Raw genomic sequence first — 16,977 nt, 5'->3', positions numbered from 1 at the left:
TGGTCGCGTCGTTTGTGCGCCCGCGAAACGGGCGCCTTTTTCCCAGACTTTGCCTTACGGAAACAGCGAGTCGATGTCGTCCTGCGACACCACGTCGACATCGCCGTTGAGAACGGGGCCGTGCATCGCCACCCCGGAGGAGGTGCGGCTGAAGCTGTCGTTTTCCGGAATGTCGTCGCCGGTCAAAGGCTCGGTGAGCGCGCCAAAGCTCCGCCAGATGTCGGCCATGGTGGCAAGCCGGGTCTCGATGAAGTGCATGAGGCCCACGACCTTGCTGATGCGTTGGCCAGTAATGTCCTGGAAGTTACAGGACTCGAAGATCCGGATGGTGTGATCGCGGATTTCCTCCACCATGTCGCGCTCTGCCGCTTCCAACGAGGCGGACTTCAAAAGGCGCGCGGCCAGCGCTTCGATGTGTTCGGCGGTGGCGAGAATGGAATCGGTCGCCCCTTCGGTGTCCGACACGACGGCGTCGAGCTCGTCCGTGGCGCGGTGGAACTGCGCCTTTTTCGGGTTGTGGGGGGTGAGGGCGCCAAGCTCGCCTCGCGTCTTCTTAATGGCGTCCTGAATGGTCTCGACGCCGGCTAGAAGCGTGACGCCGCCCTGGGGGGAGGAGCCCTCCACGGCGCGCTCTTCCAGGCGCGCGATTAGGTCTTTCAGATCGGCCAGCTCGTGGTGAATCCGATCGAAATGGGTCAGCAGCGTCGTCGAGGATCCGGCGGGGGCTGCGGTTTCCTCCCGCCCGACGCGCTCGATCCGGTATGGTCGCCAGCCTGCCGTCATTGACGTCTCCTTTGGCATAATCAAGTTGTCGCGAAGTTTCTATAATCCGATATCTTGAAATTCGTAAATGCCCTCGGCATTCATGCAGCAAGCTTCGCGCAAGTTATCTTCCTTTACACGGTATGTATCGAAACCGGTGCGCCGCCAACGAGCGGGCGTATCTCGAACGACCGATCAAATGGAGTTAACGATGGCGCTCGACTATTCGATGCCGGTCCTGGTGGTGGACGACTACAAGACCATGATCCGCATCATCAAAAACCTCTTGAAGCAGCTTGGCTTCGAAGACGTGGACGAGGCTGCCGACGGCACCGAGGCGCTCGGTAAGCTCAAGGAGCGCACCTACGGTCTGGTCATTTCCGACTGGAACATGCAGCCGATGACCGGCTACGAGCTTCTGCAGCACGTGCGGGGCGACACCGCGCTCTCCGGCATCCCGTTCATCATGGTCACCGCCGAAGCCAAGTCGGAAAACGTCGTGGCCGCGAAGAAAGCCGGCGTCTCGAACTACATCGTGAAGCCGTTCAACGCGCAGACGCTGAAGGGTAAAATCGAGACCGTCTTTCAGAACTGATCGGTGGCGTGGGTGGCGGCCATGTCGGCACCTGCCAGCCGATCCTTGCGCGCGCGTCTTGCTCCGGTTGTGGTTGCGGCTTTGGTCGTAGGGCATCAGCCGGCGGCCGGTGGCCCGCGCTCCGAGAGCCCGGCTTCGCCCGGCGCGCCCGCTCGGTTCGACCGGGGGGTGCAACTCGCAATCGATGTGGAAGTCGCTGACGTGATGGAGATGACGCCTCCGGATCGCCGGGTCACCATCGACCTGCCCTTGGGCGGGTCGATCGATATTTCGGCGTCCCGCATTCTCGTCGGGCGCAATGGGGCGGACTGTCGTCGCTTCGACTATCTCTATCGTGCTCCCAGCGGCGGAACGGCGACGGTCTCCGGCCAAAGATGCTGGGATCTTGCACGAGGCTGGGTCGCCGATCGCCCGGATGCGCTGATTTCCGAGCAAGATCTCCCGCCACCGCTGAGCGATCTTCCGGTGTCGGGCCCTCCAGCCGTCGGTCGGCGTTCGCCGGTGGGCGCTTCTGGGTACGGGGGCATGGCTTCCGGGATCAGTGAGGCCGGAAGCCCCGCCTCTTCAGGACCCGTCAACGCACCAGGTCCAACCGTCATCGGCACCTCTAACGAGATGAGATCGACCCTGGCGCCCCCATCCCGGGTGATCCTTCCGTTTCCCCTCGACGGGCTGGATCACGGGCCGATCGGCCCTCGTTGAGGTCCTGCCTAAAGAGAATGCCCGGTTCAAATTGAATCGATGCGAACGATAAGGACGTGCTCAAGCACTTGAATCCGGGCTCATTTCCTATCGCCGAGAGGTTTCCGTCTGCGCGGAAAAGGGCTCTGGAGCGTTTCCAGGCCAAGTGGAAACCGGTTGGGCATCCGGAAACGCGTCGAAATAATAACTGACACCCGCTCCCTCTTCCGAGAAGAGCGGAACAGGTCCTGACCCTAGGCGGGCGCAACGAGCAGGCTGTCGGCCTCGCGTCTGCTTTTCGCGATGGGAATCGAGCGAAAAGCTCAATCCCTGAGCGTTCGGATCGATTCGATCCAAAATCACAGTGATTTACGAATCCCAGCTTTTCTGCCCGGTTGCGAGCTCGCCGCTCCAGTCGGGCATTTTTGCGTCTCGGATTCGACCTTCGGAATAACTCCAAATTGGACGGAATTCGACTCTCAAACCCGAACGGGTTGCCGTTGAGTGGAAGTAAATTGCTTCGTAACCAACAGTTGCTCGCCGGGAACATCCGCGACGCAAAAAATATCCCAGCCTTTAAGATCAACTTCCGCGGAGGGTCGGTCCGTGTACGTCGTCGTCGATCATCGAGAAACTGTTACCACTGGTTATGCGGCTGGCTTCGCGCGGGAAGGATACGCAGCGGTTGGCCTTGCGGACGGTGAATTCCGGGAGTGGCTTTCCGGCGCCTCGGACCAGGATATCAATGCGGTCCAGGGTTTCATCATCGGGGATGTCGACCACCGGCAAGGTTATCCGGACATCATCCGTCATCATTCCCGGGCGCCGATCATCGCACTGAGCGAGGAGCGCTCGCTGGAGCAGACGCTCGAGCTGTTCACCGCCGGGATCGACGACGTCGTCCGCAAGCCGGTGCACGTGCGCGAAATCGTGGCCCGATCCGACGCGGTGTGGCGCCGCTCCAACGCGGTCGAAAAGCCCGCCACCAGCGGCCGCCTGCAGGTCTTCTTCAACGGCCGCGATCCGGAAATCGACGGCGAGCCGCTGCAGCTTCCCCGCCGCGAGCGCCACATCCTGGAATATCTGGTGAAGAACAACACGCGCCGGGTGACCAAGTCGCAGCTCTTCAACGCGATCTACGGCGTCTTCAACGAAAATCTCGACGACACCGTCATCGAAGGTCATATGAGCAAGCTGCGCAAGAAATTGCGCCTGCAGCTCGGCCACGACGTGATCGATGCCAAGCGGTTTATCGGTTACCGCTTCGTGGGGTAAAGCGGTTTCGGCGACCTGGTCCCGGCTTGGCCGGAACGCACCTAACCCTCCGCGGCAGACTTCTGCGCGACGCCGAGATGGGCGGAGAGGATGGCGTCGTCCTCCAAAAGCGCCTGGCTGGTGCTTTCGTAGACCACGGTCCCGCGATCGAGGATGATCGCCTTGTCGGTCTCCGTCAGGATCTTGCGCGCCTTCTGCTCCACGATGATGGCCGACAGGCCCTCTTCGCGCACCACACGGTGCAACACGCCCATCAGCTCATCGACGATGATCGGCGCGAGCCCCTCCAAAGGCTCGTCCAGCAGCAGAAGTCGCGGGTTCAGCATCAGCGCCCGGGCGACGGCGAGCATTTGCTGTTCGCCGCCCGAAAGCTGGTTGCCCATGTTGGTCTTGCGCTCCGCAAGACGCGGAAACAGCGTATACACGCGCTCCAGCGTCCAGGCACCGGGGCGCGCGGTCGCGGTCAGGTTTTCCTCCACCGTCAGCGAGCGGAAGATGTTGCGCTCCTGCGGGACCCATCCGATCCCAAGCTTGGCCCGGGCTTCCACCGCCGTGCGGGCAATGTCGTTGCCGGCGAATACGATCCGGCCGGACTTGTAGGTGGTCACACCCACCAGGCTATTGATGAGCGTCGTCTTGCCGGTGCCGTTGCGGCCCAGAAGCGCGAGCGATTTGCCCTCCTCCAGGCTGAACGAGACTCCGGAAAGAACCACCGCCGCGCCATAGCCGGCGACCAGGTTTTCCACGCGCAGGAGCTCAGCCATCGGCGTCCTCCCCCAGGTAGGCGGTTCTGACCCGCGGATCTTCCGAGACCTCGGCGACGGTTCCCTCCACCAGAAGCGCGCCGGCCACCAGCACGGAGATCCGATTGGCGAAGGAAAACACCAGGTCCATGTCGTGTTCGATCAAAAGCACGGCGACGGAGGTCGGCAGCGCGTTGACGATGTCCAGGATCTCGTGACGCTCTTCTTCCGGCACGCCGGCGGCGGGTTCGTCCAGAAGCAGGACCTTCGGTTTGGCCGCGATCGCGACCGCGATTTCCAAAAGCCGCTGCTTGCCGTAGGCGAGATCGGACGTCTTCAGGTCCATGCTGTCGCCGAGGCGGAACCGCTCCAGGATAGAGGCGGCCTCCTCGATGGCGGCGCGGTGGCCGGCGACGGAGCGGACCGGATCGATGCCATGGCCTTCGCGTTCCAGGATCGCGAAGGTAACGGTCTCCAGCGGGGTCAGATCGGAAAAGAGCTGATTGATCTGGAAGGTGCGCGCCATGCCGCGGCCGGCGCGCTTGTGGGCGGGCTCGCGCGTGATGTCGGCCCCTTCCAGGAGGATCGTTCCGGACGTTGGCTTGATCACGCCGGTCAGCAGATTGACGAACGTGGTCTTGCCCGCGCCGTTCGGGCCGATCAGCGCGTGGCGGGCGCCTTCCGTAAGCGTCATGGAGACGTCGTTGGTGGCGACCAGTCCACCGAAGCGTCGCACCAGCGAGACGGTTTCGAGGATCACGGTCATCGCTCGCCCCTCCGTCCAGCGCCGAACCGGTTGCCGATCCACACGACGACCTGGCGCGGTCCGGCAAAGATGCGCTCGCGGCCGAGCATGACGATCACCACCAGGAGCAGGCCAACCCAGAACAGCCAATATTGCGGCGTGAGCGCGGAAACGATGTCGTGCATCAGCTTGAAAACAACCGCGCCGATCAGTCCGCCATAGAGATAGCCGGTGCCGCCGATGACCAGCACCAACAGCCCGTCGGCGGAACGCTGGAAGGCGAGCACGTCCAGCGAAACGAACTGGGCGGTCTGGGCAAGCAGGCCGCCGGCGATGCCGGCATAGACGGCGGCGATCGTGTAGATCGCGATCAGCCGGCGATTGCCGGCCACCCCGACCGCCGTCGCCCGGGTCCAGTTGCCCTTCACCGCCTTCAGCGACAGACCGAAGGGCGAGCCGACCAGGCGCCGGGCGATCAGGAACAGAATGAACAGCGTGGTGAGGGAGTAGATGTAGGCGGTCTTGCCCCACAGGTCGAACGGGAACAAGCCCAGGATCGGGTCCATCATCATGCCGGACAGGCCGTCGGCGCCGCCGGTGATGGAGCGCGCCTGGTTGGCGACTTCCAAGAGCATCAGGGCGACGCCGAGCGTGATCATCAACCGGGTGAGGTCGCTGCCGCGCAACACCAGGAAGCTCGACAGGAAGCCGAGCACACCCGCCACCGCCCCGGCAACCAGAAGGCCGATGACCGGTTCCGCCGAGACGTGGATGGAGAAGAGACCGGCGGCATAGGCTCCGAGACCGAAAAAGGCCGCGTGACCGAGCGAGAGGATGCCGGCATAGCCGAGCAGCAGGTCGAGCGAGAGGGCGAACAGCGCCAGGATCGCGATGTCGTTGAGGAGCAGGTAGCTCTTCGGAAGCAGGAAGATCGAGGCGAGCGCGGCCAGCCAGAACACGAACTCCAGCGGGTTCCAGGCCTGGCGGCGCGCCATCATCCGCACCGGATCGCGGCCGGATTTTGCCGTCGCCGGCGTCTCCTTGTCGTCGGCGGTCGTGGTCATCGCGCGCCCTCCCGCGACAGGATTCCGTAAGGACGCCACAGCAACAGGCCCACCGTGACAGCATAGATCACGAACGAGCCTGCCGCCGGCACGTAGTATTTGCCGGCGACGTCGGCGACGCCGAGGATAAGCGAGGCGACGAACGGCCCGGTGATCGACGAAGTGCCGCCCACGGTTACCACGATCAGGAAGTAGATCATGAAGCGCAGGGGAAAGGTCGGATCGACGGTCAGGATGTCGGCGCCCAGCGCTCCGCCCAGGCCGGCGAGGCCGGAGCCGACGGCGAAGGTGATGGCGAACACGGCGCCGACATTGATGCCGAGCCCCCTGGCCACGCGCCCGTCGTCGACCGCCGCGCGCAAGCGGCTGCCGAACCGGGTGTAGGCCAGCACATATTGAAGCGCGACCATGATCAGTGCGCACATGGCGATGATGAACAGGCGATAGACGCCGACCGGGACGCCGAGGATCTCGATCCGGCCGCGCAGGATGTCCGGCAGGGTGATGATCTGCTGGCGCGCGCCGTAGAAATAGTCGACCGCCGAGATCGCGATGAAGATCAGTCCGACGGAGAAAAGTACCTGGTCCAGGTGGCTGCGATTGTAGAGGTGGCGGTAGAGGGCGCGTTCCAGCACGGCCCCGAGCACCGCTGAGACCAGGAAGGCCGCCGGCAGGCACAGGAAGAAGGAGACCCCGTAACCGTTCATCAAGACGACGGTCAGGTATCCCCCGGCCATGGCGAAGGCGCCGTGGGCGAGATTGACGAAATTCATCAGTCCCAGGGTCACGGCCAGGCCGCAGGCAAGCACGAACAGAAGCATGCCGTAGGCGACACCGTCGAACAGAATGGTCAGCATCGGCTCGCTTTAGAATCTGCGGCCGCGGTTGGCGACCGGTGGGGGCAATCTTGAGGAACTTAGAAACCGGGTGTTTCGGGTTGGCCGAGGTGACCGCCTTGCGAAACGTGGCATCCGATCGTCGGATGCAGGTCGTGGTCCGCCCGGCCTCGTTCGTGAACGAGGTCGGGCGGAGGATTTCAAACGGTCAGTTCTTCGCGGCTTTGGCCGGATCCTTCACCGCTTCTTCCTTGCCGAACTCGACATTGTAGAGCTCGCCGTCGACGTCCTTCACTTCGCGGTAGTACATGTCCTGGACGATGTCGCGGGTCTCCGGATCGATGGAGACGGGGCCGCGCGGGCTTTCCCACTCCATCCCCTTGATCGCTTCCATCAGCGCCGGACCGGAAGCATCGCCGCCGGTCTTCTCCAGCGCCTGATAGATCAGCGCCATGCCGTCCCAGCCGCCAGCCGCCATGAAGTTCGGGCGATCGCCGCCGGCGTCCTTGAAGGCCTGCTTGAAGGTGTCGTTCTCCGCCGACTCGTGCGCGGCGGAGTAGTGGTGGGTCGTGATCACGCCCTTCGCGACGTCGCCCATGTCGTTCAGGATGTCGTCGTCGGTCACGTCGCCGGTGCCGATCAGCTTGATGCCGGCATCGGCCAGTCCGCGATCCTGGAACTGCTTCATGAAGGCGGAGCCGACGCCGGAGGGCACGAACACGAACACCGCGTCGGGCTGGGCGTCGCGCACGCGCTGCAGGAACGGCGCGAAGTCGGGGTTGGCGACCGGCACGCGGATGCTCTCCACGATCTCGCCGCCCTGGTTCTTGAACTCGTTGACGAACGCGTTTTCGGCGTCAATGCCCGGCGCGTAGTCGGCGACGACCGTGACGACCTTGCTGATGTCGTTGTCGGCGGCCCAGCGCGCGAGCGGCACCGTCGCCTGCGGCAGCGTGAACGAGGTGCGGGTGATGAAGGGCGACTTTTCGGTGATCGAGGAGGTGGCTGCCGCCATCACGACCATCGGGACCTTCGCCTGGGTGGCGATCGGCGCGGCCGCGAACGCAAGCGGCGTCAGGCCGAAACCGGCGAGCACCTTCACGCCTTCGTTGACGACCATCTCCTGGGCGATCCGCTTGGTCTGGTCCGGCACGCCGCCGTCGTCTTCGAGGATCAGCTCGACCTTGGTACCGGCGACCTCGTCCCCGTGGGTCGCCATGTAGGCCTCGGCGGCGGTCGAAATCTGGCGCCCGGTCGACGCGAACGGACCGGTCATCGGCAAAATCAGACCGATCTTCACCGTGTCCTGCGCCATTGCCGCGCCGGAGACCAGAAGGGCGGCGCCAATCACGCCGGCCTTGGTCAGAAATCGTTTTGCTTTCATCCGTTCCCTCCAAATTCGTCCGGACGGTTCGGTGTGATCCGCCCGCGCGCGTTATAGCCGGACCGGCCTTGCCACGATAGCGCAGCCCGCCGGTCGGCTCTGTATACATTAGTATCAATGAAAAGGTCCGACTGCCAACCAGCGAGGCGCAGGGTGCGGCTTCAAGCCGCCGGACGGGGGCAAAGCGGGGTCGGGATGCTTGGCTCTCACACCGGCCGTTGGTCGTATCCACGGCTCGCAATTTCAGTAGTTATTTTAATTATTCTATTTTGGAACTGAAATCCTTCAAAAAGATAATGGTTGAGGCGCAATTCGATTCCAACTATTGCTCCAGTTGTGATCATTCCTAGTCTAGAATTGTTTTTAACTTGACGAAACGCCGTGTTCTCGAAGTCGAGATACGGCTGCGGTCGGGCTTCTCGTTGGCGCATGGAAGCGCCGGTTGCCCGGATATCCGTCAGGTGTGATGGGGGACGTAAATGCGCCGAGAGACGCCTTGCGCGGCCGGCCTCTCCTATCTCGACCGACAGCCGGAGCGGCTGGTTGTCGAGGGTTACCGGCATTGGATGGCCGGCTACGAGAGCGGCTCGATCGAGCCATGGGAAACCGCGTGGAGCTACTACACGGCCGAGCTTGGCGCAGCCGACGGACGGCGCGCGGTCTCGGATCTGTCGGCATTCGTGCGCACGCTTAGGGGCTGCGCCGGCTGTCCGCTTCGTATTTTCCCGAGCGGCGCGCGCCATCTTTGCCGGGAAGAATGCCTGGCCGTCGGCCTGGTTGCCGCCTGCCAGCACGGGGACCTGGATCTTGAAGGCTGCTGCATCTCCGCGCTCGCCGGATGCCATCGCGGCATCGAGATCGCCGATGCGGCGGGGCGGTATGCGTCGACGCTCAAGGAGATCGGTCAGACCCTGATGCCGGTGCCGGCGCAAGTGCTCTCCGACATCGTCGCCCGGTCGAACCAGGCACGCTTTCACTGAACCCGACCACGACAACTCCGTCTGTCCCCGACCCAAAGAAGGAGAACGGAATGTTCCGGAAACTCTCTCTCGCCGTCGCCGGTTCGGCGCTGGCGTTCTGCGGAACCGCATCCGCCCAGTCGCCCGAGGATGTGCTGACCACCTACGCCGACATCGCGCATGCCGGCTACGAGGATTCGCTTCTGACCGCACAGGCTCTCGATGCTTCCATCGATGCGCTCCTGGCGAACCCGAGCGAGGCCACGCTGTTGGCCGCGAAGGCCGCCTGGATCGCCGCGCGGGTGCCCTACCAGCAGACGGAAGCCTACCGGTTCGGCAATGCCATCGTCGATGACTGGGAAGGCAAGGTGAACGCCTGGCCGCTGGACGAGGGCCTGATCGACTATGTCGATGCCTCCTACGGCACCGAGTCGGACGTCAACCAGCTCTACACCGTCAACGTGATCGCCAACCCGAATCTTACGGTGAACGGCGAGAAGGTGGACGCCTCCAAGATCACGCCGACGCTCCTGTCCGACACGTTGCATGAGGCCGAAGAGGTCGAAGCCAACGTCGCGACCGGCTATCACGCGATCGAATTCCTGCTTTGGGGCCAGGACCTGAACGGCACCGAAGCCGGCGCGGGCTCGCGCCCGGCGACCGACTATGCCAGCGGCGACGCCTGTACCCATGGCAACTGCGACCGCCGTGGCGAATATCTCAAGGCCGCCTCGACCCTGCTGATCTCGGATCTGGAAGACATGGTCGCGGCCTGGGACGAGAATGGCGACGCGCGCGAAGCGCTGATGCAGGACGAGCAGGCCGGCCTCTCCACGATCCTGACCGGCATGGGCTCGCTCTCCTACGGCGAGCTGGCCGGCGAGCGCATGAAGCTCGGCCTGCTGCTGCACGATCCGGAGGAGGAGCACGACTGCTTCGCCGACAACACTCACAACTCGCATTACTATGACGAGATCGGCATCCAGAACGTCTACACCGGCCGCTACAAGCGGATCGATGGGACGGTCGTCGAGGGCCCGTCGATCAGCGATCTGATCGCGGCCAAGGATCCGGCCGTGAACAAGGAGCTTCTGCAGAAGATCCACGGCGCGGTCGCTGCCATGGCGATCATGAAGGCCCGCGCGGAATCGGTCGAGGCCTATGACCAGATGATCGGCGAGGGCAACGACATCGGCAACGCGGTGGTGCAGGCGGCGATCGATGGGCTGATCGAGCAGACCCGGTCGATCGAGCGGGCCGTCGCCACGCTGGACCTGAACGCGATCGAATTCGAAGGCTCCGACAGCCTCGACAATCCGAACGCGGTTTTCCAGTAGGCGGCTCCAGAGGATAGAGCGGGACCGGACTGATAAACCGGCTCCCGCTTGTCCCGAGTTTGCACCTTGACGCAGGCTGCCTGGCGGCGTCGTGACGCAGCCTGAAGAAGAGCCCGGCGCGGGACGCGGGGTATCCTTCCGACGGCAAGGCCGTACAAGATATGGCGATGGGCGGGCCTCGGTCCGCCCTCTGCCGTTTTCGATCGGATCGCTTCCATGTCGGTGGTGCGGGACGGTCGGTTGGAATGATTTGGTTGGTGGAATGGTCGACCTTCTGAAACTGCCGGCGCGACGGTGGGTCCTAAGCGGAGCCGTTGCTGCGGGCGTGGCATTCGCCGCCGCGAGCGGGTCGGCGGGGGCCGACGGGGGCCAGCCCGAGCCCGTCTCGCTCGACGCGTTGGACCTGCCGCGAGAGCGGACCGATCTCAGTCAGAAGGACCGGCAGCGGGTGAAGGCCGTCACCGCTGCGACCGACGACTTTTCCAAGGCCGAGCGCTTCGAAACCATGTCGGCCGGCGCCGCCACGTCGCGCGCCCACGTCAACGCCGATTCCTTTTCCCATTCCTCGGCCAATCTCAGTTTCGAGGGCGAGCAGGACTTCAAGCTCGGAAACGGTCTGTTCAAGAAGCTCTGGGTGCCGGCGCCGTCTTCGACCCAGGCGTCGGACGGTCTCGGGCCGCTCTACAATGCGCGCTCGTGTCAGCGTTGCCATCTGAAGGACGGGCGCGGCCATCCGCCGGACGGGCCGGACGATCTCGCCACTTCCATGTTCCTGCGCCTGTCGGTGCCGCCCAAGACCGAAGCCGATCGCGAGGCGCTGGCCACCAAGGCGCTGCTGTTCGTGCCCGATCCGACCTATGGCGGCCAGCTTCAGGACTTTGCGGTGCCGGGGCTTCCCGCCGAGGGCAAGATGGTGATCACCTACGAGGAGGTGCCCGTCGAGCTTGCGGGCGGCGAGGTGGTCCATCTGCGCCAGCCCAGCTACGCTCTCGGCGAGCCGGGCTACGGGCCGCCCGACCCGGAAATCATGTTGTCGCCCCGGGTCGCGCAGCCGATGATCGGCCTCGGCCTTCTGGAAGCGATCCATCCCGCCGATATCCTGGCCCATGCGGATCCGGACGATGACGACGGGGACGGCATTTCCGGCAAACCCAACTTGGTGCGCGACCCTGAAACGGCAAAGCTGACGCTCGGCCGGTTCGGCTGGAAGGCATCCATGCCGACGGTGCGCTTGCAGTCGGCGAACGCTTTTTCCGGCGACATCGGCATCTCCACGCCGGAGGTGCCCGACCCCAGCGGCGACTGCACGGAGAACCAGCCAGCCTGCCTGGAGCGGCTGAGCGGGGTCCAGGCGCGCCTCGGCGAGACCGAAGCGCCCGACCCGGTGATGGAGCTCGTCACCTTCTATTCCAAGAACTTGGCGGTGCCTGCCCGCCGCGATGTTGAGGAGTCGGAGGTTCTGAAGGGCAAGTCGCTGTTTTACGGCGCCGGCTGTGCCTCGTGCCACGTGCCCAAATATGTCACCAGCCGGGAGGCCGAGAACCCCGAGCACCGCTTCCAGCTCATCTGGCCTTATAGCGACATGCTTCTGCACGACATGGGGGAGGGGCTTGCGGACAATCGGCCGGTCGGCGACGCTGACGGGACGGAGTGGCGGACGGCCCCGCTATGGGGCATCGGCCTGACCGAGGACGTGAGTGGCCACACCTACTTCCTTCACGATGGGCGGGCGCGCAATCTCACGGAGGCAATCCTCTGGCACGGTGGCGAAGCCGAACCGGCGCGCGACGCCTTTGCCGCAATGCCGCCGGACGACCGGGCGGCGCTGATCCGATTCCTGGAGTCCTTGTGATGAAGCGGTTTCTCTCAGTCCGCCTTTCCGCCGTGCCCGTCGTGGCTGCAGTCGCCGCGTTGGCCGCCGGACCGGCCTTGGCCCAGAACCCACCGGAAGACCCGCTGGCGTTCAAGCCGACGGTGGCCCGGATCGTGGATCGGGTGATCGTGCCCGGCTACCAGCGACTGATGGGCACGGCCAGTGCCGAAGAGGCGGCGATCGCGGCGCTTTGCGAAGACCCGAGCCCGGAAGCCTTGGTCACGGCCCGCGACGGCTTCGCCGACCTCGTGCTCGCCTTTGGCGCCGTCGAGCCTTACCGATTCGGACCGGCGCGGGAGGACAACCGGTTCGAGCGCCTGTTCTTCTGGCCGGACCGGCGCGGCATCGGCATGCGCCAGGTGCAAGCCATCCTGGCGAGCGAGGACGACAGCGCCACCGATGTGGCGAGCCTGCGCGACAAGAGCGTTGCGGTCCAGGGGCTGATCGCGCTCGACTATGTGCTGTTCGACGATGACGCCGCGCCGCTGGCCGAACCGCCGGCGGGCTTTCGCTGCCGCTATGCCCAGACCATCGCCGGTGCGATCGCGACCTCGGCACGGGAGATTCTGAACGGGTGGACGGCGGCGGACGGCTATGGCGCGCTGATGGAAAGTGCGGGCCCGGACAATCCCGTCTATCGCTCCCATGGCGAAGCGGTACAGGAGTTCCTGCGCGCCGCCCAAGAGCAGCTTCAGATCGTCGGCGACATGAAGATCGGCGCGCTGATCGGCGAGACGCCCGACGATGCCAAACCCAAGCTTGCGCCATTCTGGCGGTCGGGCATGGTGCTGCCGTCGATGGAGGCGAACCTTCAGGCGGTCGTCACCCTCCAGGACGAAGGCGGCTTGGCGGACCTGCTGCCGGACGACGAGGCCTACAATGCCGGCTCGCTGCGGTTTCAGATCGGCGAGGCGCAGCGGGTGCTGGCGGAGCTGCATGACAGTGGCGAACCCTGGATCGCGCTTGCCGAAAGTCCCGAGGGGCACGAGCAGCTCTCCTATGCGCGCATTCCGATCGCAGGCGCGCAGACCATCTTCGCCGAGCGCTATCCTGCCGCCTTTGGTTTGATCCTGGGCTTCAATTCCCTCGATGGGGATTGAGCGGCCCTGCGAACAGATCGGGAGCCGGACATGCGCTTCCTCTTTCCCGCGCCTTCAGGAATACCGCCCCGCCTGCGCCCTGAAAGGGCCATTGGATCGGAGTTTTTCCATGGACTTTGATCGTCGCGCCGTTCTCGCCGGAATGGCGAGCCTCGGCTTTCTCCCGTTCTGCCGTTTCGCCCATGCCAATGGTCAGCCGGCTTTCCTGGCCTGCCGTCAGGAAGGGGGCGGCAATGTCGCCGCCGTGTTCGATCTCGACGGCCGGGTGCTGTTTTCCGTGCCGCTGGAGCGGCGCGGCCATGATGCCGCCGTCACCGCCGACCGGACCACGGCGGTGGTGTTCGCGCGCCGTCCCGACCGCTTCGCAATGGTGATCGATCTCGTCGGGCGCAAGCGCAAGCTGGTGTTCACGCCGCCGGAGGATCGCCACTTCTACGGCCACGGCTTTTTCTCGCCGGACGGACGGCTGCTTTATGCGACCGAGAACGACTTCGACGGAGAGCGCGGCGTGATCGGCGTTTACGATGCTGGCGCGGACTATGCTCGAATCGGAGAGCTCGATGCCGGCGGGATCGGTCCGCACCAGGCGCTGATGATGTCCGATGGCCGCACCATCGCGATCGCCAATGGCGGGCTTGCGACCCATCCGGATTTTCCGCGTATGAAGCTGAATCTGGCGACGATGGACCCGTGCCTGGCCTATGTCGATGCGGAAACCGGCGACCTGATCGAACGTGCGGTGCTGCCGGCGGCCTATCAGAAAATGTCGATCCGCCATCTGAGCGAAGCCGGCGACGGCTCGGTCTGGTTCGGCGGACAGTATGAAGGGCCGCTCACCGACGAGGTCGAGCTGGTCGGCAGCCACAAGCGCGGCGGCGAGGCACGCCCAGTGGCGGCGGACCCGGAGATCTACCGGCACATGAACCACTATATCGGCGCGATGGCGACCAGCCGCGACGGCAAGCGGGTGGCGAGCACCAGCCCGCGCGGGGGCGCGATGACCGTGTTCGACGTGGAGAGCCGGCAAGTGCTGGCCGACCGCGACGTGCCCGATGTGTGCGGGCTCACGTCGTTCGGCTCCGGCTTCGTCTACAGCGATGGACGCGGCCACCTCTGGCAGAATGGCGGGCTCGTGCGGGAAGATCCCAACATTGCTTGGGACAACCACATCGCCGCATTCGAGCTGCCTGCGTAGAGCAAGGTCGATCCCTGTGCGGCCGCCGTTCCCGGCTGCAGTTCGGGGATGGCGGTGTGAACAATCCAGCCTTACCGGGTGGGGATCGACAGGCTTTGTCAATGGCGCAGGGACGTACGGCCAGTCGGAGAGGTCAATGGTTCAGCGTGTTGGAGAACAGGTTGACCACCAGCACGCCGGAGACGATCAGCGCCAGGCCGACGAGGGCGCCGAGGTCCAGCTTCTGGCGGAACACGAAGAAGCCGATGGCGGCAATCAGCACGATGCCGGCCCCGGACCAGACCGCGTAGACCACGCCGACCGGGATCGTCCTCAGCGGCAATGACAGGAAGTAGAAGGCGAGCGCGTAGCCGATCACCGTCACAATCGACGGCGTCAACCGGGTGAAGCCGTGGGTCTCCTTCAGCGCCGACGTCGCCACCACCTCGCAGCAGATCGCAATCAAGAGATAGGCATAGGTCACGTGCTTCCTCCCGGCCGGTCAGGGGATCAGGGCCGAGGATAGCAGGCGAGCGTTGAGGATCTATTGCGGCGAAGCGAGGTGATTGCCACGTCGGCCGGAACGAAATCTCCGCCTATCGGAGCGAAACGATTTCCACACGGGCGGAGACACGATTTCTCATGTTTTTACGAGCGAAGTGCAACGCCTGCTTCGGCGTTGCCGGTGTGGGAACGCCTCCCTGGCGAATACCTCCCCCATCGAAGGGGGGCGAGTGCGGACGGCAGAACGTCGAAAATCCAATTGCCTGACGCTCAGACTAAAGCAAATGCGTCGATCACCGATTGCTGGTCGGACGTTACCGATCCAACTATAGAAATTGCCTCTGACATGCTGAATTCATCCTCTGATGTCTCTTCAGAGTAGTAATTTGCGACCGTAACTTTATTCGATATCGTCGATGCATCGTATACGGTCTCTTCAATTCCATCCCCATCCCAGTCGACCGAAGCTCCGTCCTGGGCGCCCAATATAATCTGGGTGACGATGTCACCGACCTCCTCATCTCTATCGAGCCTGGTTTCGATAATATCGGACCAGTATCCCAAGCCGACTTCAGATGGCGATCGATTGAAAATGTTGGTGTAGACATCCTCAATAAAGTCTCGCACCACTCCCGTTTCTATCGCGCCTTGGTTGTCAGGATTGAGGAAGTCATATTTATCCCATGTTTCCGGCTGAAGCCGGAAATGCTCTGAAAAATCTTCCATAATGTCGATAGGGGCGCGATTGTCCCCGAGAACCGCCTGGTACGCATCGTTCCAGAAAGAGTGTCCGCCAGGATCCGGCGCTCGTCCAAAATACCCGACGTAGAGCGCTGCGGTTTGCTCCGATATGGAAAGCGCCAGAAGGTCGAAATCCGGCTCGGCGGGCTCTCCTCCGCCATTTATCGAGTTTAAATCTGCATCAAGCTTTACGTTCTGCTGACCAATGGTTACGGAATCCGTCAGCGTTTCCGCGCCGCCGCTAGCAGAAAAAGTCACATCGTAACTGCCTTCGGGAAGCGCGAGTGTATACCCGCCGGAAGAGGATGTTGTCGTTGTGAAGGTGCCGGCGGATCCCCTTGCCTCGATCGTGACATCCCCGACTCCTTCGCCGAGGTCATAGAAATCATCGTCGTCGCTGTCGCGAATGACGACGCCGACAAGCATTGAATCGGCATTCCAGCGCGTGCCGATGTGTTGCGTCATTGTAAAAGGGCCAACATTGAGCCCGGGATTCGCCACTTCGCTAACGCCAACCCCGATTTCTGTCATCTCGGGATTGAGGATCGATAACCGGTGCCCTGGTGGGTCCTGAATCCCGCCGGGACCAAGCCCCCAATCGATATAGAAACCTGCATGACCATGCAGGGGGTCCTGGGTATAGGCGTAAATGTTCTCCGCAATAGACCTTAGGCCCGTATACCCAGCGCTTTCTACTCTGTCGAGCAGCCCACCCTCGCCCGGTAGGTTGTGAGATTGCTGATCATATTGAATCATCAAGTCGGAATGCTGATCGGCCGAAGCGCCCAGAAAATCGTTCCAGGCCAAAGGAGCCGCCGCTGGCGTTGCGGATAATTGAGAGGCAAGTAAATCATAGCTTACATTAAAGTACTGAAGAGCGCTTGTGATGTTATCCTGGATGCCAACAATCGGAGATGCGCTCGGAATGAGCTTTTCCAGCTCTCCCAACGGATCGGCTCTTGCCCTGTTGACCAATTCCAAAACGAGCTGTTCGAAATTACTTGGGGTTCCCATCATAGGCCTCCATTCTATCCAGGAGTAAATTTAGGGTTGCATATCGTCTCGCGCCTGGCAAGTGAGGGCCGTTCCGTTGTGCGCATGCGTTTTCGAATATTTTATCTGAAGAAGCTACCGAAGTTATTAGAATTTATTGAGTAATATGGAAGAATTCATCCTATTTTCTTTAGGGGTGAAGTTGCCGCTT

The 16,977-nt window shown here is 63.2% G+C and carries 16 protein-coding genes; 8 read left to right on the top strand and 8 right to left on the bottom strand.

Annotation, left to right across the window (positions count from 1 at the left end; genetic code table 11):
* Nucleotides 1–54: 54 nt before the first annotated feature.
* Nucleotides 55–783, bottom strand: a complete 729-nt coding sequence (locus HNS03_RS09880; protein ID WP_367194936.1) for a protein phosphatase CheZ — start codon at nucleotides 781–783, stop codon at nucleotides 55–57.
* 190 nt (nucleotides 784–973) lie between these two features.
* Here HNS03_RS09880 and HNS03_RS09875 point away from each other — a divergent pair, with 190 nt between their 5' ends.
* The 3 genes from HNS03_RS09875 to HNS03_RS09865 all read left to right on the top strand — a co-directional run bounded on the left by HNS03_RS09875 (nucleotide 974) and on the right by HNS03_RS09865 (nucleotide 3,313).
* Nucleotides 974–1,357, top strand: coding sequence for a response regulator (locus HNS03_RS09875; RefSeq protein ID WP_367194934.1), 384 nt, complete (start codon nucleotides 974–976; stop codon nucleotides 1,355–1,357).
* A gap of 21 nt (nucleotides 1,358–1,378) precedes the next feature.
* Nucleotides 1,379–2,059, top strand: a complete 681-nt coding sequence (locus tag HNS03_RS09870) for a hypothetical protein (protein ID WP_367194933.1) — start codon at nucleotides 1,379–1,381, stop codon at nucleotides 2,057–2,059.
* 585 nt (nucleotides 2,060–2,644) lie between these two features.
* Nucleotides 2,645–3,313 (top strand): response regulator transcription factor, encoded by a 669-nt coding sequence (locus HNS03_RS09865; RefSeq protein WP_367194931.1) that lies wholly within the window; start codon nucleotides 2,645–2,647, stop codon nucleotides 3,311–3,313.
* A gap of 41 nt (nucleotides 3,314–3,354) precedes the next feature.
* Here the strand turns inward: HNS03_RS09865 and HNS03_RS09860 are convergent, their stop codons facing one another.
* From HNS03_RS09860 to HNS03_RS09840, 5 genes are all read right to left on the bottom strand, one after another.
* Nucleotides 3,355–4,077 (bottom strand): ABC transporter ATP-binding protein, encoded by a 723-nt coding sequence (locus HNS03_RS09860; protein ID WP_367194930.1) that lies wholly within the window; start codon nucleotides 4,075–4,077, stop codon nucleotides 3,355–3,357.
* On the bottom strand, nucleotides 4,070–4,822 hold the full coding sequence (locus HNS03_RS09855; protein WP_367194928.1) for an ABC transporter ATP-binding protein: 753 nt from the start codon (nucleotides 4,820–4,822) through the stop codon (nucleotides 4,070–4,072). The genes HNS03_RS09860 and HNS03_RS09855 overlap by 8 nt, the downstream gene beginning before the upstream one ends.
* Nucleotides 4,819–5,799, bottom strand: a complete 981-nt coding sequence (locus tag HNS03_RS09850; RefSeq protein WP_367195064.1) for a branched-chain amino acid ABC transporter permease — start codon at nucleotides 5,797–5,799, stop codon at nucleotides 4,819–4,821. The genes HNS03_RS09855 and HNS03_RS09850 overlap by 4 nt, the downstream gene beginning before the upstream one ends.
* A gap of 62 nt (nucleotides 5,800–5,861) precedes the next feature.
* Nucleotides 5,862–6,722: a branched-chain amino acid ABC transporter permease gene (locus HNS03_RS09845; RefSeq protein ID WP_367194927.1), complete on the bottom strand. Its 861-nt coding sequence runs from the start codon at nucleotides 6,720–6,722 to the stop codon at nucleotides 5,862–5,864.
* 187 nt (nucleotides 6,723–6,909) lie between these two features.
* A complete protein-coding gene (locus HNS03_RS09840) occupies nucleotides 6,910–8,016 on the bottom strand; it encodes an ABC transporter substrate-binding protein (RefSeq protein WP_367195062.1) in 1,107 nt (368 codons plus the stop codon).
* A 548-nt stretch (nucleotides 8,017–8,564) separates the two neighbouring features.
* On the opposite strand from HNS03_RS09840, the gene HNS03_RS09835 reads away from it, so the two are divergent.
* The 5 genes from HNS03_RS09835 to HNS03_RS09815 all read left to right on the top strand — a co-directional run bounded on the left by HNS03_RS09835 (nucleotide 8,565) and on the right by HNS03_RS09815 (nucleotide 14,549).
* On the top strand, nucleotides 8,565–9,065 hold the full coding sequence (locus HNS03_RS09835; RefSeq protein ID WP_367194926.1) for a hypothetical protein: 501 nt from the start codon (nucleotides 8,565–8,567) through the stop codon (nucleotides 9,063–9,065).
* Nucleotides 9,066–9,115: 50 nt separating this feature from the next.
* Complete coding sequence (locus HNS03_RS09830; RefSeq protein ID WP_367194925.1) at nucleotides 9,116–10,381, top strand: imelysin family protein; 1,266 nt, start codon at nucleotides 9,116–9,118, stop codon at nucleotides 10,379–10,381.
* A gap of 262 nt (nucleotides 10,382–10,643) precedes the next feature.
* Nucleotides 10,644–12,233 carry a di-heme oxidoredictase family protein gene (locus HNS03_RS09825; protein WP_367194923.1) on the top strand — a complete coding sequence of 530 codons (1,590 nt, stop codon included), beginning with the start codon at nucleotides 10,644–10,646 and terminating at the stop codon, nucleotides 12,231–12,233.
* Nucleotides 12,233–13,354 (top strand): imelysin family protein, encoded by a 1,122-nt coding sequence (locus HNS03_RS09820; RefSeq protein WP_367194921.1) that lies wholly within the window; start codon nucleotides 12,233–12,235, stop codon nucleotides 13,352–13,354. Before HNS03_RS09825 ends, HNS03_RS09820 begins: the two co-directional genes overlap by 1 nt.
* Before the next feature lie 109 nt (nucleotides 13,355–13,463).
* A complete protein-coding gene (locus tag HNS03_RS09815) occupies nucleotides 13,464–14,549 on the top strand; it encodes a DUF1513 domain-containing protein (RefSeq protein WP_367194919.1) in 1,086 nt (361 codons plus the stop codon).
* 133 nt (nucleotides 14,550–14,682) lie between these two features.
* Here HNS03_RS09815 and HNS03_RS09810 read toward each other — a convergent pair whose 3' ends face one another.
* Nucleotides 14,683–15,012, bottom strand: a complete 330-nt coding sequence (locus HNS03_RS09810; protein ID WP_367194917.1) for a multidrug efflux SMR transporter — start codon at nucleotides 15,010–15,012, stop codon at nucleotides 14,683–14,685.
* Nucleotides 15,013–15,302: 290 nt separating this feature from the next.
* On the bottom strand, nucleotides 15,303–16,790 hold the full coding sequence (locus HNS03_RS09805) for a CAP domain-containing protein (protein WP_367194916.1): 1,488 nt from the start codon (nucleotides 16,788–16,790) through the stop codon (nucleotides 15,303–15,305).
* Nucleotides 16,791–16,977 lie beyond the last annotated feature (187 nt).

The organism is Amorphus sp. 3PC139-8 (genome assembly GCF_040750475.1).
GTDB lineage: Bacteria > Pseudomonadota > Alphaproteobacteria > Rhizobiales > Amorphaceae > Amorphus.
The sequence above is the reverse complement of the archived record's forward strand: the minus strand, read 5'-3'. Positions and strand labels throughout refer to the sequence as shown.